Below are 24,108 nucleotides of genomic sequence, written 5' to 3'. Positions count from 1 at the left end.
ATAGGCCTCCCGCGCCGCGGCGCAAATCTTCATTTTGCCGGTCTGTTCTCATGCCTCCCAGGCCTGACTGCCCGCCGCTTGGCGGACGATCGCGCATGCCGCCCCCATTCCCGTTGCCCATGCGGCGCAAGGCAAGGCTCGGCTGGTCTGCGTCGAAAGGCTTTGCGCGTCGCCAACGGCAAGCCGTGGATCCTGAGTTCTGCAATATCGCCCAGGCGCAAACTGCGTGGCGATGGGCATCCGCGCAGATTTCCGCTGCTTCAGGCATCGGTCTTCGGCGCATGCCAGCCGCCGGACTGGGATCGGCCTGGATGGAAAGCGGCATCAGAACGCCATGCCTGCGGCGGTTGGTTGCAACGGGCAAGCTTAGGCTTCATTCGGAATGGCAATGGCTTGGGTGTTGTGTCGAATTCCGATTGGCGAGTATCGGATCAATTGAGCCTTGTTGCTCGCGCGTGGCTGGGATGCTTGTCTGGGGAGGGGCGTGACGCCTTCACTTGGGGATAGGCAGTAGGATGCAACAGTCCAGGTTGTTGTCATACTGGCTTATACTATTGTAGTATGCATATATACTTAATTATGATAATGTATTTGCCAATTGCAGTGAGTGGAATCCGAACGAATTTCGCCGGCAATGCCTTCCCGACGGAACCGGCCTCTGACAGCAAGCCCGACCGACGCGCGGGAGGTGGCGGCAGTAAACAGATGCCAGCTAAGTGGCCAGGAAAACGACTGGCTGACATTGCCCTCAGGCACTGCGTCAGCAGTCTGCTCCATAGATTCAATCTATTCCTATCTTTTGCTTACATTTTTGGGCGCGCGGTGTGCTGAATGTGGATTGCGCTCGGGTATTGTCGGAGGCGCAGAGAGTGACAGGCATGGCTGCTGCGCGCTGTTCTCGATACTGATCTGTTTTATGAAAAATATGATATGAAAAGCAAAAAAATACTCAGCGTATTGTTAGGATTGATGGCGATTATTTCATCGCAATGGTCCTTGGCGGATAATGCCAATGGCAGAAACCTATATTCGCAGCGATGCGCAATGTGCCATGGGTCTGATCTTAAGGGGACGGGGCCGTTGGCTAATAAAAGCAATCCACCGACACCCGATATTACAACGCCAGCCTTCAAGAGAAGATTAGCTGCCTACCCGGGGGTTATCGTGTCGTCAGTGATACTTCGCCCCAATGGTGATCTAATTCCAAAAACCTTGCAAGAGAATGGTGTGAGACTGTCGCCGTTTGCTTGGAGAATTAAAGATTTGCGTGATTTGAATCAGTATATGAGTGGCGTTATTTTAAAAAGTCGATGATTTTAAATCAAGGGATTGAAGCGTAACGCGAAGAGCCGTCATGTGGATGGTTGCAAGTAAATTATTCAGCGAAGAGTTAATTGGATATTTGGCATGGTCAGTAGTGTTTGCTGAAGGTTATACAAATTTTCTAACTTAGGTTGATAAGCTCATGCGGACAAAGGTTGCAATCATAGGTGCGGGGCCTGCGGGGTTAATGCTGGGGCAGCTTCTTTCTTTGGCAAATATAAGCAATGTAGTGATTGAGAATCGCTCTAGAGATTATGTGGAAGGCCGAAGCCGCGCAGGCCAGATTACTCCTGCCACGGTCCAGATTCTTACCGAAAGCGGTGTTGGCGCGAGAATTCATTCTGAAGGAATGGTACATTCTACGCTGCAGTTTCATTATGAAGGCTCGACGCGTGAGTTGAATTTCCAAGCGCTCACCGGGCGCACGGTGACTATTTATGGGCAGCAAGAAATTATCAAGGACCTGATTGCCGCGCGCTTGAAGACGGAATTTCCACTGCTGTTTGACGCTGCAGATGTTCAGATTCATGATACTGACGGATTTTCGCCATATGTTTCATTTTCGCATGGCGGTGAGCAGCAGACGCTAGAGTGTGATTTTATCGTCGGTTGCGATGGCTTCCATGGTATTTGTCGACCGCATATCTCAGACTCTCTCACCCAGTTTTCGTACAACTACCCGTTTACTTGGCTTGCTGTTCTGGCTGAAATGTCGCCGATTTCGCCGGACGTCATTTTTTCCAGTCACGAGACAGGGCTTGCATTATTTACGATGCGATCGCCGAATGTGTCAAGAATCTACTTGCAGTGCTCGCCAGACGAAGACCCCAATGAGTGGTCTGGTTCGAGAATCTGGGATCTTTTGCAATTACGGTTGGAAGGCAGGCCTGAGAAGGTGAATGGCGGGGCAATCATTGAAAAAAGCATTGTGCAACTTAGAAGCTTTGTTGCTGAGAAAATGCAAAAAGGCAGGCTGTTTCTGGCTGGAGATGCCGCGCATATCGTTCCTCCTTCTGCTGCGAAAGGGCTGAATCTCGCGGTTTCCGATGCGAATATTTTGGCCCGCGCTTTTGAACAGCACTATGGCAAAGGCAAGGAAGATCTTTTGTTGTCTTACTCTGATATCGCATTGAAGCAGATATGGCGGGATGTACAGTTTTCCCATTGGATGGCCATGTTGTTGCATCGTTTCGATGACAACTCTCATTTTCATAGACGTCTGCAGATAGCAGAGCTGGATAGGGTGCTTGGCTCTGGGCCAGCCGCGCAGAGTTTCGCTGAACTATGGGTTGGCAATCCGCCATTCGCCGCGTCGATTTAAATATAGAATTGCGCCATGGATCAAACACGAAAAATTCTGATTGTCTTGCATCAAGAGCACTCCACGCCTGGCCGAGTTGGTTTGCTGTTGCGTCAACTGGGATTCGAGCTTGATATCCGCAGGCCACGATTTGGCGATCTTCTCCCGCAGAATATGCGGGAGCACGATGGTGCGGTAATTTTCGGTGGTCCGATGAGCGCAAATGATAGCGATGCGTATATTCGTGAAGAAATCAATTGGCTGGATAAGCCGTTGAGTGAAGGGAAGCCGTTGCTTGGCATTTGTCTGGGTGCGCAAATGCTGACGCGGCATCTGGGGGAGCGAGTATATCAGCTTGATAATGGAGGAATTGAGGCTGGTTATTATCCGATAGCGCCGTTGCCGGCGGCGCACAGGATAACCGAAGACGCATGTGCCCCCTTTCCGGACTATGTCTATCAATGGCATAGCGAAGGGTTTGACTTGCCGACAGGCGCTACGCTTCTGGCCGAAGGCTCAACCTTTCCAATTCAGGCATATCGATATGGGCATAATGCCTACGCCTTGCAATTTCACCCAGAAGTGACTTATGAGACGATTGATCGCTGGTCGTCGCGTGGAACCGAGCGGCTCAAAGCGCCTGGTGCGAAGCCCGCATGCGAGCACTTGACTGATTGGCATCAATACGATTCAGCCGTTGCGGCCTGGATCAGCGCGTTTCTGCCAAAGTGGATAGCATCGCCAGCTTGAAGCCGCGCGACTGTATAGGGACTGATGCGCAATATCACCGCTAAATTGCTGGTATAAAAATTATAAAAACCAATCAGACTCATATTTTCATCAAATATGTCGGCTAGGAATGATTATGACCACCACCTTTCCGTTTCAAGAAGATGAATGCTTTTTTTTGATGCGTCGCAAAAATGAACCAACAGTACTTGCATGCACAGGAAAGGTAGAGAGGTTTCGCCATTTGGCGGATATTCCCATGAAGTCTGGACTAGCCGATAGCCATACTTTCGATTCAGTCAACCTGATTCCATTTGCTCAAGCCCGGGAACGTGGCTTTCCTGTGCATGACGATGGGGAGCCTATCGTTTCTCTGCAAATCGAGAATTCGCAATATTTCCCGCTCAGCCAGTTTGTCGAGATGCTACCCAATGAACAGGTGGACATTTCAAATATATCGTTCACTACCGATCAGGCTGAATACGAAGCCATCATCAGAAATATCATCAACTGTGAAATCGGGACGGGGCAAGGCGCAAATTTCGTCATCGCACGGGAATGCGTCGCTCACATCGGCAATGCCGAGCTGAGTGGCATTCTCAGTATTTTCCGTTCACTGCTTCTGAATGAGTTCGGCGCTTACTGGACTTTCGCTTTCTATGATGGTGAGCATTATTATCTTGGCGCATCTCCCGAACGACATATTTCGGCTTCGTGCGGCGAGGTCATGATGAATCCCATCAGTGGCACCTATCGTAAAAATAGCGCATATGAGGTGGCGGAAAGCGAGAAGGATTTTCTGGAATTCCTCCAGGACGAGAAAGAAATTTTCGAGCTCTTCATGGTTTGCGACGAAGAACTCAAGATAATGAGCGAGATTTGCGACCAAGGCGGTTCGGTGATCGGCCCCATGCTCAAGGAAATGTCTCGCCTGATTCATACCGAATATCTGTTGGTAGGCAAGACGGACAAGTCGATCATCGATCTGCTGCGTCGCTCCATGTTCGCGCCGACGGTCACCGGCAGTCCGGTGCTGAGCGCATTTCGCGTCATCCACCGATACGAGAAGCAATCCAGAGGCTATTACGGCGCCACGATCGCCCTGGTCGGCCGCAATAAGGATGGCAGCGCGACGCTCGATGCGCCGATTCTCATCCGCACGCTTCAGATAGACCGGGCAGGCAAGGCGGTAGCCCGGGTGGGCGCCACCTTGGTTCGCGGCTCCAATCCGACGCATGAGGCGTGGGAAACGGAAACCAAGATTGCAGGTTTGTTCAACGCGGTCCGCAATGCAGGCAAGAGTCCGGCACTTCCCGAGCGCTTGTTGGACAAGATGGATCATGAGCAGATTCAAAGACTGCTGCAGTCCAGGAACGCGTATCTATCCCGCTTCTGGTTCGAGTCGCAAGACGCGGACTTCGGAACGGAGCCATCGTTGCGGGGGAAATCCGTCACCATCGTGGATGCGGAGGATGATTTTTCGGTGATGCTCAAGCGTCTGCTGGAGCAGCTTGAGATGCAGGTGAGCTTGGTTTCCTTCGCCGACTACAACCCTCAGCTTCACCAGAGCGATCTGTTGGTGGCGGGACCCGGCCCAGGCAACCCTCTGGATAGCCAGGACGGCAAGATGATGCGCTTGCGCAATATAATCGCCGCCCGCTTGGAGAGTGGGCAAGCGATGCTTTGTGTTTGCCTGTCCCATCAGATTCTGTGCGACATCCTCGGCTTTCCCGTGATCACCAAGGCGGTTCCCTTGCAAGGCACGCAGCAAGTGATTGATTTGTTCGGGACTCAGCAGCGAGTGGGTTTCTACAATACTTACGTCGGATTGGCTACGCAAACGCTCGAGCAGGTCAGGGTGGCGAGCGATGAGGAATCGCGCGAGATACATGCGTTGCAAAGCGAGCGGTTCTTCAGCGTGCAATTCCATCCCGAATCGATTCTTACACCTCACGGTTTCGAGCTGACGCGGAAGATCTTGAGCCGGCTCTTGCTGACGCGTCAGTTCGAAGGCAGGGAAAGGCCGGTTTTGATCGGCGGTGCCGTTCTGTGATCTGAGCCTGGGACGTGAGCGCTCAGCGCTTAGCTCCAGGCTTGCAAGACGATGTGGGCAAGTTCATTGCGGGCGGAAACCGAGCTGTCGAAATCTCCGCCCGCTTATGCAATGAAAACCTGCCCCCAGGGCAGGGGGCAGGGCGGCTTTCACTTTAGCGGGGTATCGACAAACTCAGGCAACAGTTCGACTTGGTCGGCATAGGCTGCAAGCGCGGTATAGGTTTGGACATCCACCAAGTGGGATACCCTGAATTGGGTGAAACGCCAAGCCGCGGCCACGGTAACATCGGCCTGAGACAGCTGCGCGGTGGCAAGCCAAGGGTTTGCTTGGGCCGCGGCTTCTTCCAGAAGCGCCAGCGCGGCATGCAATTGTTCGGTTATGCGGCTTAGCCAAGGAGCATATTGATATTCGCCGGGCTTGTTGTGCTCATATTCGAGCTGAACGGCTTTTTCGCAAACCGTGAGGCCAAGCCCGATCAGCGAAAGCACCTTTCTGTGTTGTTTCGAGTCTTTTGGCATCAAACTGCGGGAGGGGTCGACCCGTGATTCCAGATAGTCAATGATCATCGACGAATCCATGATCATTTCGCCGTCATCGCAGATCAGCGTCGGCGCCTTGACCGCCGGATTGATGGCGCGGAACTCATCCACATTGCGAAATACCGAGATTTGCCGGTGCTCATGCTCTAAACCCATCAAGCGCAACGAAATTGCCACGCGCCGAACATAGGGTGATCCCATCATGCCAACAAGTTTCATCAATTCCCCCTGAGGTTTTAATCGTTCGTTTTTCCAGTCGACCCATTTGGAGTCGAAGGTAAAGAAGAACGAGTGTTACATGAATACGATTACGTAATTAACTACATGTCGATTTTGGAAAATTCAGCCTTTGAGTTGTAGAATAAAGAGGCGCGTTCCGAAACGGTTTCAGCATCGCCTGTCGTAAGGAATTGGTTGTCTCCGATTCTGGTGCTGGAAAAATGCGGGTTTCTTTTTAGGTACTCAAGCAGGCTCTGGGCGCAAGCGTCCGGCTGAGAAATGATGCGCATGGAATCAGGCAGCTCTGTTCGCCATATATGCTCTACTATCGGGTAATGTGTGCAAGCTAGTACGCAAACGTCTGGAACTTCCTGGTTGGCATTAAATAGCGCATTGATGTTTTTGCGAATTTCTGCCCGCAGCACGGCTTCCGGCGCGGCTTGTTCGATGAGCAGGGCAAGACCATTGCATGCTTGTTGGCGCACGTTTATGTCGGGGTTTCTGCTGTTGATTTCCGCGGCGAAGATATTGGATTGCACGGTGTGCTGCGTCGCGAATATCGCAACGCTCTTGACCGGGCGATGAGGATGAGCGTGCGTGCTGTCGAATTTCCAACCCCAAGGAGTGCCGATGATCTCCTCGACAGTGGGTACGACAACTCCGACCGCGCGCCGACCTGGGTACGCTTGGGGCAGCCATGTCTGCTGAATCTTTCGGAGGCTGGTGGCCACTGCAGTATTGCAAGCGATCACCACCAGTGAGCAACCATGTTCAAAAAGGCGGGCAAGAGCCGCTTGTGTCAAGTCATAGATAGCATCTGCTGAGCTATTGCCATAGGGTGGGTTTCCGTGGTCGCCTAAATAGACGAACTTCTCATTGGGCAAAACGGATTCAAACGCGCGCATCACCGTCAAGCCGCCGCTGCCGAAATCAAATACGCCAATCAAAGCTAGCCTCGCTTATGTGCTCGTGTTGTTAAACTGTTGCGATGACCTATATCGTGGCTGCTATCGCAATGGCGACGCCAATATATAAAATGCCCGTGACTAGGCTCATTTGACGTTTTGTCTTGAATATTTTCGCCGCATGGCGAGCCATTAACATGTATAGCGCGTATACCGATGTGGAAATGAAGATCGCTGTTGCCACTAATGCAATGCACTGCGGCGCGTATGATATATTGTTATTTATGAATGTCGGGAACAGTATTATATTGGTCAATATCCCTTTGGGGTTCGTGAATGAGACAATGACGGCGCCGGTAAACATCTGAAAAGGTGTGCGCTTGCTTGAGCTTGCAACCGCAATTTGGGAGCGCGAGCGTAGCGATTTCAATGCAAGGTAGAACAGGTAAGCAACCCCTATCCATTTGAGCCAGAAGAAAATGCCAGGATTATTCTTGACAAGTATGCCTAGGCCTGAGAGGACAATGACGGCGTGGCCCCCGCTTGCCAGACCAAAACCAATGGCGCCTGGAAAGGATTGTTTAAAACCATTATCAAGAGCTTGCGCCATAGAGAAGGCGACATTCGGACCGGGTAGGATGGCTGCCGAGAGAAATACGACGCAAAACAACATCCAAAGTTGAAAATCCATACTGCGCTATCCTTGTATAGCTGTCAAATCCCAGATGATTCCGAACTGGTTGAAATCATTCATCAGGGGAGAGGCCTAGTTACTCTGCACGCATTCACAAAGTCGGTACAGCAGCCGGTGGAGGCATGGACTCAGTGAGTTGCCGCATTCAGTCACTGAATGAGCGCCAAGCCAGCCCTGGCGTTTTGGCAGCCTTGCCCCTCATTTGGTCTCTTGGTCCTGGGGGCGGCAACGCGCAAGCTGCTTGGGGTGGTCGTTGACAGCGGCGTTGCGCGGGCACTGCATCCACCTAAAAGACATTATCATAATTAAATATATATGCATACAACAATAGTATAAGAGTCCGCGGGGGATCCATTGCCTGTAGCGCCGGCGCGCCACCTCACGGCCTCGGCTCCTTTTTCAGGAGGAGTCGTAAATTGGCGGAGCAGCGGGCGAGCGTTGAGGCGCGGGGGCGCATTCAGGATGGCTGTTGTGCTGCGCGCCTTGCCGCGGCGGGTTGAGCGCGACTTCTGACGGCGGGAGGCCCGAGACCATCTTGCGCGATATGGAATGGCGCCGCGATCCCGAGCGCTTTCCCATCCTTGGGCAGAAGGCGGCAAGGACGGGAATAAGGGCGCGGCTGCGCGACCGGCGGATAACGCGGCGGGTAAAGCGGGGGACGCTACCGGGGCTTGTCTGTCAGGCTTATCGCTTGCCAAACCGCAGTCGCAGCCACCGCTAGCGCGGCGGCCGCACCGAACGGCCCTGCAGCGGCGTGGACAGGATGATGGAGGTGCGGGTTTCGCCCAGGTCGTTGAGCTGGGACACCAGTTGCTCCAGGTGGCCGACGTCGCGCGCCAGCAGGCGGAACACGTAGGAGTCGACGCCGGTGACGTGGTGGCATTCCATCACTTCCGGCATCGCTTCCAGCCGAGCCAGCAGCGTCTTCTTGTCCGGTTGCGGCACGGTGATGCCCACCCATGCCGATAGCGCGTAGCCGGCGCGCAACGGCGCCACACGGGCGTGGTAGCCGCCTATCACCCCGGCTTCTTCCAGCCGCTTCACTCTTTCCGATACCGCGGGCACCGACAGGCCCACCGCCTGCGCCAGTTCGGTCAGCGACTGGCGGGCGTTGTCCTGCAGCGCGGCCAGGATAGCCCAGGATTTTGCGTCTACTTCCATTCGTAAACTCCTTCTGCCGTTTTGCCTCAGATTTAAAAGCCAGCATAGCGTCTAGGCGAAAAAATCGCATGGGCAGTCGCGCGGCGGGGCGGCACACTATGAGCATGGATTAAGGGGAGGACGAACATGTTCTGGCAGGCGGCTTTGATAGGCTTGGCGATTGCGGCGCCGATGGGGCCGATAGGTTTGTTGTGCGTCAGCCGCACTCTGCGCGGCGGGCCGCGGCTGGGCCTGGCCACCGGCCTGGGGGCGGCCAGCGCCGATGGCCTGTTCGCAATGGCCGGCGTCGCCGGCAGCGGCGCGGCGCTGCATCTGGCCGGAGCGCTGGCGCGGCCGCTGGCTTGGGGCGGCTGCCTGCTGTTGGCGTGGCTGGGCGTGGCCACGCTCAGGCGGCCGGAAAGCCAGCCGGCGGTGCGGGAAGAAGGCCGCGTCGGGCTGCGGCGCGCTTACGCCGGCGCGCTATTGCTGACGCTGAGCAATCCGATGACCATCCTGTCCTTCGCCGCGGTGGCGGCCGGCTTGTCAGGCGGCCTGGCCGCCAGCGGCGCGCAGCAGCTGGCCATTGTCGCCGGGGTGTTTTGCGGCTCCGCCGCGTGGTGGCTGATATTGGCCTATGGCGGCGGCGCCTTGCTGGCGCGGTTGGGCGCGCGCGGCCGCCGCTTGCTGGACGCAGGCTGCGGTCTGCTCTTGCTCGGTTTCGCCGTCTTGCTGGCCTGGCGCGCGGCGGGCGGCTGAGCGGGCGGGCGAGAAAAAGGCCCGGACAAGCCGGGCCTGGGGCAGGGAGAAGGCGCGCTTATAGCTTGAAGTGGCTGACCAGTTGCTCCAGTCCGCCGGACAGCTCGCGCAGCTGCTTCACCGCCTGGCTGACCTCGCTCACCACCTGGTTGTTGTTCTGCGCCATGCTGCTGATGCGCTCGACGTTCTGCGCGATTTCCAGGCTGGCGCTGGATTGCTCGCGGGTGGCGGCGGCGATGTCGACGATGCTGGTCACCAGCTGCTGGTTGTAGCCCTGCACTTCGCGCATCGCCTGGTTGGCTTCTTCTGCGATGCCGACGCTCAGATCCACCTGCTGGCTGCTGCGCTGCACGTCGCCGACCGCCTGGCGGGTTTCGCTGCTGATGGCCTCGACGATGCGGGTGATCTGGACGGTGGCCTCGGCGGTGCGGCCAGCCAGGTTGCGCACCTCGTCGGCCACCACCGCGAAGCCGCGGCCCAGTTCGCCGGCGCGCGCCGCTTCTATCGCGGCGTTCAGCGCCAGCAGATTGGTCTGGTCGGCGATATCCTTGATCACGCCGACAATGGTGGTGACTTCGTTGGAGCGCTCTCCCAGGCCGCTCATCCGTTCCGCCAGCTCGTGCATGCTGTCGGTCATGCGCTGGATCTCGCTGGTGACGCGGTTGACCTTGGCCACGCTCTGCTCGGTCATCGCGCCGGTTTCGCGCGCGATGTCGCCGGCCTGCTGGGCGGTGCTGGCGATGTGCTGCGCGCCCACCGTCACCTGCTCGACGCTGGCGGCGCTGGCGGTGGCGGCGTCGGACTGCTGGGCGGAGGCGTCGTGCACCTGGCCGGCCGAGTGGCTGAGCCGCGCGGCGGCGTCGGAAACCTGGCGGCTTTGCTCGCGCACATTGACGAACATGTCGCGCAGGCTGTCCAGCAGGCGGTTGAAGGCGCTGGCGGTGCGGCCGATTTCGTCGCGGTTGGCGATGGCGATGCGGCTGGTGAGGTCGCCGCCGCCGCTGGCCAACTGCTCCATGGTTTCGGCCAGACGCTGCAGCGGGCGGGTCTGGGTGCGGATGACGATGGCCAGCAGCAGCAGGATCAGGGCCAGCGCCACCGCGCCGATGGCGATGGCGGTGAGCATTTCGCGGCGGGCGCCGTCGGTGAGGGCGGCGGTGGGGACGCTGATGCCCAGCGTCCAGAACTGGCCGGTGTCGCCTATCGCGATGGGATGGAAGAAGTGGGTGAAGCCGCCGTCTTCGTAGACGAAATCCTCGCCTTTCTTGATGTCCGCCAGGTGGCCGGCCAGCGCGTCGTCCTTGGCTACGCTCTTGCCCAGCTGATCCGCCTGTGGGTGGACCACGTAGACGCCGCCTTCGGACAGGATGCGGATATAGCCGGTCTGGTACAGGCGGATCTGGCCGAAGGACTTCTGCAGCTGGTCCAGCGCCACGTCGGTGGCGGAAACGCCCAGCATCTTGCCGGCATCGTCCTTCATCACTACCGCCAGCGAGCTTTCCAGCACCTTCTTGCCCTGCACTTCATAGGGGTAGGGCTCGGTGATGGTGTCGCGGCCGCGCTGTTTGGGCACGTAGTAGAAATCGCCCCAGCCCGGCTTTTCATAATCGGGCTGATAGGTTTGCGGATGGTCCTTGAATTTGGGGAAGTCCTTGATGCGGTCGGCCGACATCATCACGTCCATCTGCGCCTTGCCTTGCGCGTTGCGGGTGATGTAGGGCTGGTAGCGGCCGGTGGGGTCGTGGCGCGGCCAGTCCAGCCGGTAGGGGTTGTCGTCGCCGTCGAAGGCGTTGGGTTCCCACAGCATCCACAGTCCTATCGACTGCGGCGCGTGGTCCAGCATCTGCAGGATGATGTTGTCGGTCTGCTTGCGGTCGGCCTTGCCGCCGCGCTTGATGCCGGCGACGGCGTCGGCCAGGTGGCGCGGCAGCAGAAAGCCTTGGCTGAGGGTGTTTTCCGCGTCCTTGGCGTAGCTGCCGGCCTGCTCCGAGGCCAGTTGGTAGCCGGTGTCGATGGCGGACTTGTAGTTGAGGTGGGCGATCAGGGCGATCATGGCGGCGAAGGCGACCGTTATGGCGCCGGCCGCCACCAGGATGATGCGGGTACTGAGGCGTCCCCATTGTTGCTGCGCGTGACTCATGGCGATTACCTGCGAGGCTGCTGGTTGATTCGAGTGCTGCACGAAACCGGACTAATACGTATAAATTCGTATTTAAAACGAATATACCGGCATCCCGCCCGCGCAGGCAATGACCTGCGGCAGCGGCGGAGCGGGCAGGACGAGGCGGCGAGAAGGGGCTGGGCGAAAAACGGGCGGCCATGCCCGGACGATCGGACATGGCCGGGAGCGGCGCGTCAGAAGGTCAAGACGTCCTGTTCCTCCTGATAGGACATGTCGCCAGGCTCGCCGACGATCAGCGGATCGGGCGCGCGCGCCACGCGCGGGTCTTTGCCGGGATAGTCCAGCCGCGACAGAAAGTGGCGGATGCAGCCCAGCCGGGCGCGCTTCTTGTCGTCGGACTTCACCACCGTCCACGGCGCGTCGCCGGTGTGGGTGTGGAAGAACATCGCCTGCTTGGCGGCGGTGTAGTCGTCCCACTTGTCCAGCGACTGGATGTCGATCGGCGACAGCTTCCAGTGCTTGAGCGGGTCGTCGCGGCGCGAGATGAAGCGGCGCAGCTGCTCCTCGCGGCTGACCGAAAACCAGAACTTGAACAGTTTGATGCCGCTGTTGACCAGCATCCGCTCCAGTTGCGGCGTCTGGCGCATGAATTCCAGGTACTGGTGGGCGTTGCAGAAGCCCATCACCCGCTCCACCCCGGCGCGGTTGTACCAGGAGCGGTCGAAGAACACGATCTCGCCGGCGCTGGGCAGGTGGGCGATGTAGCGCTGGAAGTACCATTGGCCGCGTTCCTGGTCGCTGGGCTTTTCCAGCGCCACCACCCGCGCGCCGCGCGGATTCAGGTGCTCCATATAGCGCTTGATGGTGCCGCCCTTGCCGGCGGCGTCGCGGCCTTCGAACAGGATCACGATCTTTTGTCCGCTTTCCTTGACCCAGCTTTGCACTTTCAACAGCTCGATCTGCAGCTCCTGTTTCAGCCTTTCGTATTCGGCGCGGCGCATGCGGCTGCTGTAAGGGTAGCTGGCCGGCAGCTCGGCGCTGCCGCTGTCCTCGTCGCTGCCGTGCGGCGCCAGCGCCACCTGCAGCGCCACCGGCTGCTGGCTGGTTTCCTGGATGATGTGCACCGATTCGTCGTGCGCGCGCGCCACGTTGCGGCTGCGCGCCGACTGGCGGCGCGGCTTGGCCGCAGCGGCGGGCGCGTCGCCGGCGGCGGGTTCCTGGGAGTCGGGGGGATCTTGTCGCTGCGTCATCGCTTCACCTTAATCCATGGTCTTGGCATGGTATTTATCCTACGCCGGCATGGGCGGGGTGTCGATGCGGCCGGCGACGGCCAGGCGCGCTTCGCGCCGCCTGGCGCCGTTTCGTCGCAAAACAGCACGTGGGCATGCCGGCTGGTTTACAGTGGCGGCGTGGTTTTCATTCAGGGAGAGAGTCGATGTGGTCAGTGCAGATGCGCCAGGTGCGCAAGCATTACCGGCTGGACCAGGTGACGGTGCCGGCGCTGCAGGATGTCGAGCTGGCGGTGAGACCGGCCTGCTTCACCGTGCTGTCCGGGCCGTCGGGCAGCGGCAAGACCACGTTGCTGAATCTGATCGGCGGGGTGGACCAGCCCGACAGCGGCGAAATCCTGGTGGCGGGGCAGGACATCGCCCGGCTGGGCGACGATGCGCTCAGCGATTTCCGCGCCCGCCATATCGGCTTCATTTTCCAGAATTTCAATCTGCTGCCGGTGCTGTCGGCGTATGAAAACGTCGAGTATCCGCTGCTGCTGGCCAAGGTGCCGGCCGCCGAGCGCAAGGCGCGCGCGCTGGCCATGCTGGACGCGGTGGGCCTGGCCGACAAAGCCGGCAACCGCCCCGGCCAGTTGTCCGGCGGCCAGCGCCAGCGGGTGGCGATAGCGCGCGCGCTGGCGCACCGGCCGTCGCTGGTGCTGGCGGACGAGCCGACCGCCAACCTCGACAGCCAGACCGGCGCCGGCATCCTGGCGCTGCTGCGCGGACTGCAGCAGCAATATCAGTTGACGGTGGTGTTTTCCTCGCATGATCCGCAGGTGATCGCCGCCGCCGACGACCATTACCAGGTGCGCGACGGCCGCGTCAGCCACGCGCCCGCCATCTCCCGCAAGGAGCCGGCATGAATACCCTGAAACTGGCCTGGCGCAATCTGCTGCGCAACCGCCGCCGCACGCTGGCCACCCTGGGCACCATGGTGGTGGGCGTGGTGGCGCTGCTGCTGTTCGGCGGCTACAACCGCACCGTGCAATACGGCCTGCAAACCAGCTTCGTCCGCGGCGGCGGCCATTTGCAGATCCAGCACCGCGACTACTTCCTCTACGGCAACGGCAATCCGGCGGCCTACGGCATCCGCGACTATCGCCGCGTGATGCGGGTGGTGGAGAACGACCCGGTGCTGAAGCCTATGCTGATCGCGGCGACGCCGACGCTGTCGTTGGGCGGCATCGCCGGCCATTACGCCGCCGGGGCCTCGCGCACCGTCATCGCCCAGGGCAGCGAAGTGGCGGGGCAGAACCTGATGCGGCGCTGGGACGACTACCATTTCGGCGACAAGCCCAAAACCGTCGCCCTCACCGGCAGCGCGCCGGACGCCGCGGTGATAGGCGTGGGCGTGGCGCGGGTGTTGCAATTGTGCGACGCGCTGAAAGTGAAGGGCTGCGCCGCGCCGGCCAAGGCTGAAAGCGGCGGCGCGGCGATGCCGGCGGATCTGCAGGCGCTGTCCGACGCCGCGCCGCAGACGGCGGCCGACAACCGCATCGAACTGTTGGCGGCTACCGCCGCCGGCGCGCCCAATGTGGCGCGGCTGACCGTGGTGAAGGCGCAGAGCATGGGCGTGAAGGAGCTGGATGACATGTTCGTCAGCCTGCATCTGTCCGCCGCGCAGCGGCTGGTTTACGGCGGCGGCGAGCCGCGCGTCACCGCCATCGCGCTGCAGCTGCAACACACCCGCCAGATTCCGGCGGCGCAGGCGCGGCTGCGGCAGCTGTTCGCCACCAGCTTGAAGGACCAGCCGCTGGCCGCTTACGACTTCGCCACGCTGCAGCCGCAATACGGCCAGATCACCGGCATGTTCGGCACCATCTTCGGTTTTCTGTCCATTTTGATCGGCTGCGTGGCGCTGTTCACCATCGCCAACACCATGAATATGGTGGTGCTGGAGCGCACGGTGGAAATCGGCACGCTGCGGGCGATGGGCCTGCGCCGCGGCGGGATCCAGCGGCTGTTCCTGTGCGAAGGGGTGATGCTGGGCATGTTGGGCAGCGCGGCCGGCATCGCGCTGGCATTGCTGCTGGCCCAGCTGATCAACCACGCCGGCTTGACTTGGCTGCCGCCGGGGCAGGTGGACCCGTCTCCCATTCTAGTGAGGCTGTGGGGCGAAACCGGCATGATGCTGGCCACCGCGCTGGGCCTGATGCTGATGGCGACGATATCGGCCTGGTGGCCGGCGCGCCGCGCCGCGCGCGCGGTGATCGTGGACGCTTTGCGCCACGCCTGAGGAGAATAATGTGAAAAACAAGTGGATGGCGGCCTTGGCCCTGCTGGCCGGGCTGGCCCAGGCCGCGCCGGACGCGCAGACCATACTGGCCAACAGCGACGCGGTGCGCAATCCGGACAAATCCTTTGGCCTGATCGTGTCCCTGGTCAGCTACAAGGACGGCAAGGAGAACGAACGCAGCGCGCTGGCGGTGTATTCGCGCGCCGACCCGCGCAGCGGCCAGTTCCGCAGCCTGCTGCGCTTCGTCAACCCGGCGCGCGACGCCGGCAAGTTGATGCTGAAAAACGGCAACGACCTGTGGTTCTACGACCCGGCCAGCAAAGCCAGCGTGCCGATCTCGCCGCAGCAGCGCCTGCTGGGCCAGGCGTCCAACGGCGATGTGGTGACGGTGAACCTGGCGCTGGACTACCAGGCCGCGCTGGCCGGGGAGGAGGACATCCAGGACGGCGACCGCCAGACGCGCCATTGCTACAAGCTGCGGCTGAGCGCGCGCAACCCCGGCGTCACCTACCACGCGATAGAGCTGTGGGTGGACACCGCCGGCTACCGCAGCCGCAAGGCCCGTTTTTTCGCCGAAAGCGGCGGCCTGCTGAAAACCGCCTATTACCGCGCCTATCAGCCGGTGCTGGGGCAGCAGCGCCCCACTGAGACGGTGATCATAGACGGCCTCAATCCCAAGTGGGTGACGGTGCTGCGCAACAGCGACTTCGCCTGGCGCGAGGTGCCCGAAGCCTGGCTGCAGCGCGACTACCTGCCGCGCTTCCGGGCGGAGTGAGCGATGCGGCTGAGCATGTTGGCGCTGGCGGGCTTGCTGTGCGGCCCGGCCTGGGCGGACGACGACGCGGCGGCGCTGCAACTGGCCGATCAGGCCAGCCTGCCGGCGGAAAAGCCGCGCGACCTGAAGCTGCTGCTGGAGGCGGCCGCCATCGCCAGCCCCGGCGCGCAGGGCGGGCAGCGGTTGTCGGTCGACCTGCGCTGGGACGGGCGGCTGGGTCCGCAGTGGCGGGCGGTGTTCGCCGACCGGCTGGATCAGGATTTCGCCGACTCGCCGCAGCGCGGCCACGGCGTCAATACCTTGAAGGAGGCGTATCTCAGCCATGAGTTCGACGCCGCCACCCTGCTGGACTTCGGCCGGATCAACACCCGCTACGGCGTCGGCGTCGGCTACAACCCAACCGACTTTCTGGGCGTGGGCACGGTGCGCTCGGTGGTGTCGGCCGATCAGGCCAGCCTGCGGGAAAACCGGCTGGGCAACGCCATGCTGCGCTGGCAGCGGCTGTGGGACAACGCCTCGCTGACCGCGATCTGGTCGCCCAAACTGGCCGACGGCCCCAGCGGCCACGGCATGAGCCTGGATTTCGGCGCCAGCAATCCGCGCGAGCGGGCCTTGCTGGCGTACAGCTACCGCTTCAGCGAGGCGCTGAATCCGCAGTGGCTGCTGCTGCAGGAGCAGGGCCGCTCGCCGCAACTGGGCTTCAATCTGTCCAGGGTGTTGGGCGATGCCACCGTCGCTTATGTCGAATGGGCCGGCGGCCGGCAGGCGCCGGACTGGCCGCGATGGCTGGGGGAGGTGGACGACAGCTGGAACAACCGGCTGGCCAGTGGCCTGACCTGGACCGGCAGCAACAAGCTGAGCCTGACGCTGGAGGGCGAGTACGACGGCGGCGCGCCTGGGTTGGACGATTGGCGGCGGCTGGCGCGCAGCCCGTTTTACCGACTGTACCGGATGCAGATGGCGACAGGCGGGGTCTTGCCGGCCCGGCGAGCCGCGCTGGCGCGCGCCAGCTGGCAGGACGCGTTGCTCGATAATCTCGACCTGACGGCGATGCGCGCCGCCAGTCTGGACGACCATAGCGGCATGAACTGGGCCGAGGCGCGCTATCATCTGGGCCCGGTCGATCTGGCGCTGCAGTGGCAGCGCTTCGACGGCGGCGCCTTGAGCCAATACGGCGCCGGGCTGGCCAAGCCGTCCTGGCAGCTGGTGTTCGATTATTTCCATTGAGGTGACATCATGAATGCAAGCCGGCGCTGGTCCGACGAAGCGCGCGAACTGGCTGTCTGCAGCGCGATCAACCTGGCCATCGGCCTGTTTTTCGCCGCGCTGGGCGGCTGGAAGATGGTGTACGACAACCTGCTGATCTCGTTCTGCATCGGTTACTGCTGTTGGCTGACCGGCACCTTGCTGGGCGGCTGGCTTCAGCTGAACCGCATTGCGGTCTGCCTGGCGGTATTGCTGTTCAGCGTGCCTTTCGGCTTCAAGCTGGCGGCGTGGCTGGGCGCTTTCGATGTGCTGGCGCGCGCTTTCCGGGTGCCGGAGCGCGCCTACCTGTTCTTGCTGCCCACCTTCCTGGTGGCGACCGGCGCGATGACGGTCAGCATGCTGTACTACCGTTCGCGGGCGCTGGCCGGCGAACTGGAGGCCACGAGGCGGCGCGAGGCGGAAAGCCGCGCCGCGCAGACCGCGGCCCAACTGGCGATGCTGCAGGCGCAGATCGAGCCGCATTTCCTGTTCAACACGCTGGCCAATGTGCAAAGCCTGATCGAGCTGGACCCGCCGCGCGCGTCCGACATGCTGCGGCACCTGAACACCTATCTGCGCGCCAGCCTGGCGCGCAGCCGCAATGCCGACGGCACCCTGGGGCAGGAACTGGAGCTGGTGTCGGCGCTGCTGGACATCGCCGCCATCCGCATGGGCGCGCGGCTGCGGGTGCGGATGGAGGTGGACGACGCGCTGAAAGCCTTGCCGCTGCCGCCGCTCTTGTTGCAGCCGCTGGTGGAAAACGCGCTGCGCCACGGCCTGGAGCCCAGCGTGGCCGGCGGCGAGCTGGCGGTGTTCGCCCGGCGCGAAAGCGGCGTGCTGCGCCTGGGCGTCAGCGACAGCGGGGTGGGCATCGCCGAATCCGCCCCCGCCGGCGTCGGCTTGGCCAATATCCGCGAGCGGCTGGCGGCGCTGTACGGCCCGGCGGCGCAATTGCGGCTGACGCCGCGCCAGCCTAGCGGCGTGCTGGCCGAACTGCTGTTGCCGATCGCATAATCATGTTTTTCCCGACAGAAAGCTTACGATGCCCACCGCGCTGATCGCCGACGACGAACCGCTGCTGGCCGCCGCGCTGCAAAGCGCGCTGAACCGCCTGTGGCCGCAGCTGGACATCGTCGCTGTCGCACATGACGGCGCGGCGGCGCTGGCCGCCATCAGCCGGCTGCGGCCCGACTTCGCCTTCCTCGACATCCGCATGCCCGGGGTGGACGGCATGGCGGTGGCCAGGAGCGTGTCCGGCTGCAAGGTGGTGTTTGTCACCGCCTACGAGCAGTTCGCGCTGCAGGCCTTCGAGGCCGAGGCGGCCGGCTACCTGCTCAAACCGCTGGACGACGCCAGGCTGCTGCGCTGCATCGCCCGCCTGCAGGCCGGCCATCAGGCGCCGGCCCCTGCTTTGCCGGCTGCCAGGGCCGAGGCCGAGGGCTGGCTCAACTGGATCACCGCCGGCCTGGGCAACAGCAAGCGGCTGGTCTCGGTGGACGAGGTGCTGTATTTCAAGGCCAGCGACAAATACACCGAACTGGCGCTGGCCGGCGAAAGCCTGCTGATCCGCACGCCGCTGAAGGAACTGGCCGCGCGGCTGGACCCGGAGCGCTTCGCCCAGATCCACCGCGGTCTGATCGTGCGGCTGGCGGCGGTGCGGGGCATAGAGCAGGACTTGCTGGGGCGCAGCACGGTCTTATTGAAGCACGGCGGCGGCAGCCTGCCGCTCAGCCGCAGCTTCGCCGCCAGGTTCAAGGCGATGTAGCGGCTATTTCAGCAGTTCGAAGATTTTCGGTCGCTCCGGCTCGCCGTCCATATGCGGCGCCTCATGCAGATAGCCGACCCGATGCAGGCTGCGCACCAGCGTCTTGCCGCTGTCCGGGTGGAGGCAGACCTCGTGCGGATGGTTGGCGCCGGCGCCGAGGTAGACCAGATCTTCGTCGAAGGGATTGGCCAATTGGTGGGCCACGCCGGTGCCGGCCGGACAGCACAGGCAGTCGCCGGGGCCGACTTCGCAAACCTGGTCGCCATAGCGGAACACGCCGCGGCAGGACAAGCTGTAAAACAGCTCGTCGGCCAGCGCGTGGCTGTGGAAAGGGCAGCCGGCGTGGCCGGGCGGCAGGCGTTGGCGCCCAATTGGCCCTTGGCGTCATCCATCGCCGGCGTCAGCGGCTTGTAGCCGCCGCCCCAGTGCCGGCCCGCCTGATAGTTTTTTCTTCGACATCGTTGAGGTTCACGACATTGGCGGGTCGTTTGCCCAGGCGGCTCTCCATTGGGTTCGGCCGCGTGCGGCGCATCGCCGCTTCGGCTACGCTGACAGCATACCCATGCCGCCGATGGAAGACATGCCATGGCCAGTCCCGCGTTCCGTCCCCGCCTGCTCGACAGTCTGAAGCACTACAACAGCCAGTTGCTGCGCGCCGACCTGATGGCCGGCGTCACGGTGGGCATCGTGGCGCTGCCCTTGGCGATGGCCTTCGCCATCGCCAGCGGAGTGACGCCGCAGGCCGGCATCTGCACCGCCGTCATCGCCGGCTTGCTGGCGGCCGCGCTGGGAGGCACCCGGCTGTGCGTGACCGGGCCCACCGGCGCCTTCATCGTCATCCTGTACGGCATCGTCAGCAAATACGGCGTGGCCAATCTGCTGGTGTGCACTTTCATGGCCGGGGCGATGCTGGTGCTGATGGGCGTATTCCGCCTGGGGCAGGTGATACGGTTTTTCCCGATGCCGCTGATCACCGGCTTCACCAACGGCATCGCGGTGCTGATCTTCCTCACCCAGATGAAGGATTTCTTCGGCTTGCCCATCGCCAGGATGCCGTCGGGTTTCTTCAACGTGGTGCTGGCGCTGCGCGGGCATTTCTCCGCGCTGCACTGGCCCACCACCTTGCTGTCCGCCGCGCTGCTGGCCTTGATCCTGGCGTGGCCGAAGCGGTTGAACCGCATATTGCCGTCGCCCTTCGCCGCGCTGGTGCTGGCGACCGCGGCGACTGCGGCTTTCGGACTGCCGGTGGCCACGCTGGGCAGCCGCTTCGGCGGCATTCCGCAAGGACTGCCGGCCTTTGCCGGACTCGATCTCAGCCCCGCCCACCTGTCCGACTTGATGGCGCCGGCCTTCACCATCGCCTTGCTGGGGGCGATAGAGTCGCTATTGTGCGCGGTGGTGGTGGACAGCCTCACCGCCGACCGCCACGACGCAAACCAGGAGCTGATAGGGCAGGGCATCGCCAATATGGTGGTGCCGTTTTTCGGCGGCATCCCGGCCACCGGGGCGGTGGTGCGCTCGGTGACCAATATCGGCAACGGCGCGCGCACGCCGCTGGCCGCCATCTTCCACGCCTTGCTGTTGCTGGCGGTGCTGCTGCTGGCCGCGCCGCTGGCCGCCCACGTGCCGCTGGCGGCGCTGGCGGCGATTCTGGTGGCGGTGGCGCTGAAAATGGGCGACTGGGACATCCGCAAGGCCTGGCGGTTTCCGCGCCACGATACCGCGGTGCTGATCCTCACCTTCGTCCTGACCGTGGCCTTCGACCTGACGGTGGCGGTGGAGATCGGCCTGCTGCTGGCGGCGGTGTTTTTCATTCGCAGCATGGCCAGCCATACCTCGATCAAGCAGTTGAAGCCGGAGTACGCGCAGCTGTTCGAGCGCCATACCATCGCCGGCAAGGTCGTGCCGGACGGCTGCGCCGCTTTCCGGGTGGAGGGCGCGCTGTTCTTCGGCGCGGCCGACGCGGTGGATGTGGTGCTGAAGCAGGCGCCGCACGAGCGGGTGGTCATCCTGCAGCTGCATCGGCTGGTGTTGCTGGACGCCAGCGGCCTGCTGGCGCTGGACGCGCTGCGGGAGCGGCTGGCGGAGCAAGGCAAAACCTTGATCCTGTGCGGCGCGGCGGACGAAGTGATGGATATGCTGGTGGGGTCGAGGCTGGCGGAGCGGCTGGGCGCGGACAATCTGCAGCCCGACCTGGTGTGCGCGCTGGCGCGGGCGGAGCGGGAATTGACGGATGGCGTGGTGTGGGGCTGAGGCCGGGCGGCCTGCCGCCGCCCGGCGCCGGCGTCACTTCCCGGCGCTTTTTTCCCGGCGCAGGCGCAGCCAGCGGTACAGCGCATGCGCCACCGAAACCGGCGACAGCGGCACCAGCGCCATCAGGCCATCGCCCTGGCTGTAGCCGGGGTTCATGCTGAGGAAGAAGCGGGTGGACGGCTTGCTGGAGCTTTGCCAGAACTGGTGGTCGTCCTTGCTGTCGCGGGTGAGGATGCCCAGGTTGGCGATGAAGGGGCGGTCCGGCGACACCGGCGTCAGTTGGAAGCTGGAGAACAGCTCGTAGGCCTTGGCCGCCAGCGGGTGGCGCTCGTCCTGGCCGGGCGCCGGCCACAGCTTGTGGGCGAATTTGTGCAGCACGGCATAGCTGGACGGGTGCAGCATCACGCCGAAGAAATACATCGGCCGCAGCGGGTGGCTCAGCCAATGGAGCAGCACCTGGCGCACCATGAAGGCGAAATTGCTGTTCTTGCCGCGGTATTCCTTGAACAGGCCGGATTGGACGCGCAGCACGCTGCAGGCGCGGCGGCCTATCTGGCGGCGGAAGCGGTGCATCGCGCAGTAGCCAACCAGGCGCTGGTTCTCGTCGCGGTGCAGCAGCAGGCAGCTGTGCTCGGCCGGCGGCGAAAACACCAGTCCCTTGAAGGTGGGGTAGTCGGTGCCGGAGAAGATGGCGTCGTGCACCTGGAACAGTTCCGCGGCCAGCTGCTCTTTCTGCGCGGCGTCCAGTTTGGCGGGCATGACTCGGGTGGAGCGGATGATGGCGGCCATTTCATTCCTCGCTGTTGCATTGCAGCATTGAAATGGAGGCGATCATAGAAACCGGGCGGCGCAGTGGCTACTGGCCTTTTTGACTATCAAATGTCATTTAAATTTTACACAATAAATGACAATGAAATTTATGGATTTATCGATGGGAGCGGCGCAAGCAGGTCAGGATAGCTGCCCATTTTGCCAGTGGGTGCCGCCCGCGGGATCAATAACCTTGCTGGCGCTGCACGAGGCCGTCGGCTTCGACGCCGCGCGCCAGTTGCTGCAGCTTGCCGACTATCTGCTCCACCGCTTCCTGGCGCAGCGTGATGGCGGCGATGTGCGGCGTGATCGCGACGGCCGGATGGCGCCAGAGCGGATGGCCGGCCGGCAACGGCTCCTCGGCGAACACATCCAGCTGCGCGCAGCGCAGATGGCCGTTGTCGAGCAGCGCCAGCAACGCGTCCTGGTCCAATAGGTCGCCGCGGCCGGCGTTGATCAGCATCGAGCCGGCCGGCATCAACGACAGCCGCTCGCCGTTCAGCAGGCCCTGGGTCTGCGGCGTGGACGGCAGCACGCAGGCGACCACCTGGCTGGTTTCCAGCAGTTTCTCCAGCCCGCTTTCGCCATGCAGGCTGTGCACGCCATGGATGTGCTTGGGATTGCGGCTCCAGCCGCTCACCATATAGCCGTCGTGCGCCAGCGCCTTGGCGACGGCGGCGCCGATCTCGCCCAGGCCCAAAATCCCGACATGCACGTCTTCCGGCGGCTTGGGCGCCAGCATCCGCCATTGTCCGGCGGCCTGCTGGCGGCGGTAGATGTCCATATTGCGCTGATAGCCCAGCACGCCGTAGCGGATGTATTCGATCATCTGGGCCGCCATGCCGCCGTCCAGCAGCCGGTACACCGGCAGGCTTTCCGGCAGGTCGGGCCGGCTCAGCAGCTTGTCGACCCCGGCGCCCAGCGCGAAGAGGGCCTCCAGCTTGGGCAGGCTGGCGATCAGGCCGTCCGGGATGCCCCAGGCGATCAGGTAGCGGACGGTGTCGGGCTGGATGTCGGCCAGGCTGCCGAAGCGCTGTTCCGGCATGGCGGCGCGGAACAGCTCCAGATAGGCGGCGACTTCCTTCGGGTTGGGCGTGTGGACCAGGATCATGGCGGCGCTTCTAGTTGGGGCATGCTTGCAGTATACGCCGTCCACCGGCCGACCTGCCAAGCCAGCCTAGCGCGCCGCGTAGCGTTCGCCCAGCCGGCGCATGGCGCCGATCAGCAGGGTTTCGACATCGTCGCCGCGCGCCAGCCGCTCGCTGGCATGCGGCAGCAGCTGCGGGTGGGCGCCGATCAACACCGAATGCCGGGCGGCGCGGAACATCGGCAGGTCGTTGCTGTCGTTGCCGAAGCAAACCAGCTGTTCGGCGGCGATGCCGTGGCGGCTCAGCGCGCTCATCTTGTCGACGCCGGCGGCGGTGATGTCGACGATCTGCTGGTCGGAATGGTGATGGATGTGGATATCGTCGCGGCCGCGCAGCGCCTGCTGCAAGGCGTCGCTGTCGGCGCATTCGGTCACCAGCAGCTTCACTGGCTGGTGGATTTCGTCGCGCGCCACCTGGCGGGCGCGCCGCTGCGGGTCCACCAGCGTCATGAAGGGATGGCCGGGCTCGCCCTGGTAATGGTAGTGCCAGGCCAGGTCAACCAGGTAGGAGGCCGAGTGGCGCTCCGCCAGGTCTAACAGTTGTTGCAGGGTGTCTGCGGCCAGCGGGGCGATGTCGGCCAGCGCGCCGCCATGCCAGGTCATCGCGCCGTTGGAGCCGACGAACAAGCCGTGGTGGAAGCGCTCGTCCAGCAGGTGGAGCATGTCGCGGTAAGGGCGGGCGGAGGCGAAGCCTATCGAATGGCCTTGCCCTTCCAGTTCGGACAAGGCGTCCTGGATGGCGGGGCTGATGTTGGCGCCGTCGAAGCAGAGGGTGCCGTCTATGTCGAAGATGAAATGCATGAGTGTGGCGAAGGGATAG

Annotated in this window: 22 protein-coding genes; 12 read left to right on the top strand and 10 right to left on the bottom strand. The window is 62.2% G+C overall.

Annotation, left to right across the window (positions count from 1 at the left end; all coding sequences use genetic code 11):
- The first annotated feature begins 930 nt into the window (after positions 1-930).
- From U6115_RS16290 to U6115_RS16275, 4 genes are all read left to right on the top strand, one after another.
- A complete protein-coding gene (locus U6115_RS16290; protein WP_080770283.1) occupies positions 931-1,314 on the top strand; it encodes a c-type cytochrome in 384 nt (127 codons plus the stop codon).
- Between the two features lie 151 nt (positions 1,315-1,465).
- A complete protein-coding gene (locus U6115_RS16285; RefSeq protein ID WP_047238307.1) occupies positions 1,466-2,644 on the top strand; it encodes a 4-hydroxybenzoate 3-monooxygenase in 1,179 nt (392 codons plus the stop codon).
- A gap of 15 nt (positions 2,645-2,659) precedes the next feature.
- The gene (locus U6115_RS16280) at positions 2,660-3,373 is read left to right on the top strand and encodes a glutamine amidotransferase (protein ID WP_076098018.1); all 714 of its coding nucleotides are present in this window, start codon (positions 2,660-2,662) and stop codon (positions 3,371-3,373) included.
- Positions 3,374-3,488: 115 nt separating this feature from the next.
- Complete coding sequence (locus U6115_RS16275; RefSeq protein WP_181243325.1) at positions 3,489-5,405, top strand: chorismate-binding protein; 1,917 nt, start codon at positions 3,489-3,491, stop codon at positions 5,403-5,405.
- Between the two features lie 149 nt (positions 5,406-5,554).
- Here the strand turns inward: U6115_RS16275 and U6115_RS16270 are convergent, their stop codons facing one another.
- The 4 genes from U6115_RS16270 to U6115_RS16255 form a co-directional block, all read right to left on the bottom strand.
- On the bottom strand, positions 5,555-6,166 hold the full coding sequence (locus U6115_RS16270; RefSeq protein ID WP_043577874.1) for a glutathione S-transferase family protein: 612 nt from the start codon (positions 6,164-6,166) through the stop codon (positions 5,555-5,557).
- A 101-nt stretch (positions 6,167-6,267) separates the two neighbouring features.
- Positions 6,268-7,113 carry a glutamate racemase gene (locus U6115_RS16265; protein ID WP_043577872.1) on the bottom strand — a complete coding sequence of 282 codons (846 nt, stop codon included), beginning with the start codon at positions 7,111-7,113 and terminating at the stop codon, positions 6,268-6,270.
- 46 nt (positions 7,114-7,159) lie between these two features.
- The gene (locus U6115_RS16260) at positions 7,160-7,762 is read right to left on the bottom strand and encodes a LysE family translocator (protein ID WP_043577869.1); all 603 of its coding nucleotides are present in this window, start codon (positions 7,760-7,762) and stop codon (positions 7,160-7,162) included.
- 720 nt (positions 7,763-8,482) lie between these two features.
- Positions 8,483-8,926, bottom strand: a complete 444-nt coding sequence (locus U6115_RS16255) for an Lrp/AsnC family transcriptional regulator (protein ID WP_043577866.1) — start codon at positions 8,924-8,926, stop codon at positions 8,483-8,485.
- Positions 8,927-9,052: 126 nt separating this feature from the next.
- Between U6115_RS16255 and U6115_RS16250 the strand changes: the two genes are divergently transcribed.
- Positions 9,053-9,661, top strand: coding sequence for a LysE family translocator (locus U6115_RS16250; RefSeq protein WP_043577863.1), 609 nt, complete (start codon positions 9,053-9,055; stop codon positions 9,659-9,661).
- 58 nt (positions 9,662-9,719) lie between these two features.
- On the opposite strand, the gene U6115_RS16245 is transcribed toward U6115_RS16250, so the two are convergent.
- Positions 9,720-11,801, bottom strand: coding sequence for a methyl-accepting chemotaxis protein (locus tag U6115_RS16245; protein WP_043577860.1), 2,082 nt, complete (start codon positions 11,799-11,801; stop codon positions 9,720-9,722).
- Positions 11,802-12,016: 215 nt separating this feature from the next.
- Positions 12,017-13,033 carry a polyphosphate kinase 2 gene (ppk2, locus tag U6115_RS16240; RefSeq protein ID WP_047238044.1) on the bottom strand — a complete coding sequence of 339 codons (1,017 nt, stop codon included), beginning with the start codon at positions 13,031-13,033 and terminating at the stop codon, positions 12,017-12,019.
- 185 nt (positions 13,034-13,218) lie between these two features.
- On the opposite strand from ppk2, the gene U6115_RS16235 reads away from it, so the two are divergent.
- From U6115_RS16235 to U6115_RS16210, 6 genes are read left to right on the top strand one after another with little or no spacing between them, the layout of a single operon-like run.
- Entirely contained in the window at positions 13,219-13,920 is a 702-nt protein-coding gene (locus tag U6115_RS16235) for an ABC transporter ATP-binding protein (RefSeq protein ID WP_043577857.1), read from the top strand.
- Positions 13,917-15,293 (top strand): ABC transporter permease, encoded by a 1,377-nt coding sequence (locus U6115_RS16230; protein WP_043577855.1) that lies wholly within the window; start codon positions 13,917-13,919, stop codon positions 15,291-15,293. Before U6115_RS16235 ends, U6115_RS16230 begins: the two co-directional genes overlap by 4 nt.
- Positions 15,294-15,303: 10 nt before the next feature.
- Positions 15,304-16,068, top strand: coding sequence for an outer membrane lipoprotein-sorting protein (locus U6115_RS16225; protein WP_230623412.1), 765 nt, complete (start codon positions 15,304-15,306; stop codon positions 16,066-16,068).
- 3 nt (positions 16,069-16,071) lie between these two features.
- Positions 16,072-17,295 carry a hypothetical protein gene (locus U6115_RS16220; protein ID WP_043577852.1) on the top strand — a complete coding sequence of 408 codons (1,224 nt, stop codon included), beginning with the start codon at positions 16,072-16,074 and terminating at the stop codon, positions 17,293-17,295.
- A gap of 9 nt (positions 17,296-17,304) precedes the next feature.
- Entirely contained in the window at positions 17,305-18,327 is a 1,023-nt protein-coding gene (locus U6115_RS16215; protein ID WP_047244485.1) for a sensor histidine kinase, read from the top strand.
- Positions 18,328-18,355: 28 nt separating this feature from the next.
- Positions 18,356-19,078 carry a LytR/AlgR family response regulator transcription factor gene (locus tag U6115_RS16210; protein WP_043577851.1) on the top strand — a complete coding sequence of 241 codons (723 nt, stop codon included), beginning with the start codon at positions 18,356-18,358 and terminating at the stop codon, positions 19,076-19,078.
- 3 nt (positions 19,079-19,081) lie between these two features.
- On the opposite strand, the gene U6115_RS16205 is transcribed toward U6115_RS16210, so the two are convergent.
- The gene (locus tag U6115_RS16205; RefSeq protein WP_255361897.1) at positions 19,082-19,435 is read right to left on the bottom strand and encodes a cupin domain-containing protein; all 354 of its coding nucleotides are present in this window, start codon (positions 19,433-19,435) and stop codon (positions 19,082-19,084) included.
- A 228-nt stretch (positions 19,436-19,663) separates the two neighbouring features.
- Between U6115_RS16205 and U6115_RS16200 the strand changes: the two genes are divergently transcribed.
- Positions 19,664-21,331, top strand: a complete 1,668-nt coding sequence (locus U6115_RS16200) for a SulP family inorganic anion transporter (RefSeq protein ID WP_043577847.1) — start codon at positions 19,664-19,666, stop codon at positions 21,329-21,331.
- 33 nt (positions 21,332-21,364) lie between these two features.
- On the opposite strand, the gene U6115_RS16195 is transcribed toward U6115_RS16200, so the two are convergent.
- From U6115_RS16195 to U6115_RS16185, 3 genes are all read right to left on the bottom strand, one after another.
- Positions 21,365-22,120, bottom strand: coding sequence for a hypothetical protein (locus U6115_RS16195; RefSeq protein WP_043577844.1), 756 nt, complete (start codon positions 22,118-22,120; stop codon positions 21,365-21,367).
- Positions 22,121-22,325: 205 nt separating this feature from the next.
- Positions 22,326-23,252, bottom strand: coding sequence for a 2-hydroxyacid dehydrogenase (locus U6115_RS16190; protein WP_043577838.1), 927 nt, complete (start codon positions 23,250-23,252; stop codon positions 22,326-22,328).
- Between the two features lie 66 nt (positions 23,253-23,318).
- Positions 23,319-24,089, bottom strand: a complete 771-nt coding sequence (locus U6115_RS16185; protein WP_043577835.1) for an HAD-IIB family hydrolase — start codon at positions 24,087-24,089, stop codon at positions 23,319-23,321.
- Between the last annotated feature and the right edge of the window lie 19 nt (positions 24,090-24,108).

Source organism: Chromobacterium subtsugae (assembly GCF_035919665.1).
In the GTDB taxonomy this organism is placed as follows: Bacteria; Pseudomonadota; Gammaproteobacteria; order Burkholderiales; family Chromobacteriaceae; genus Chromobacterium; species Chromobacterium subtsugae.
This window is presented reverse-complemented; position numbering and strand designations above follow the sequence as displayed.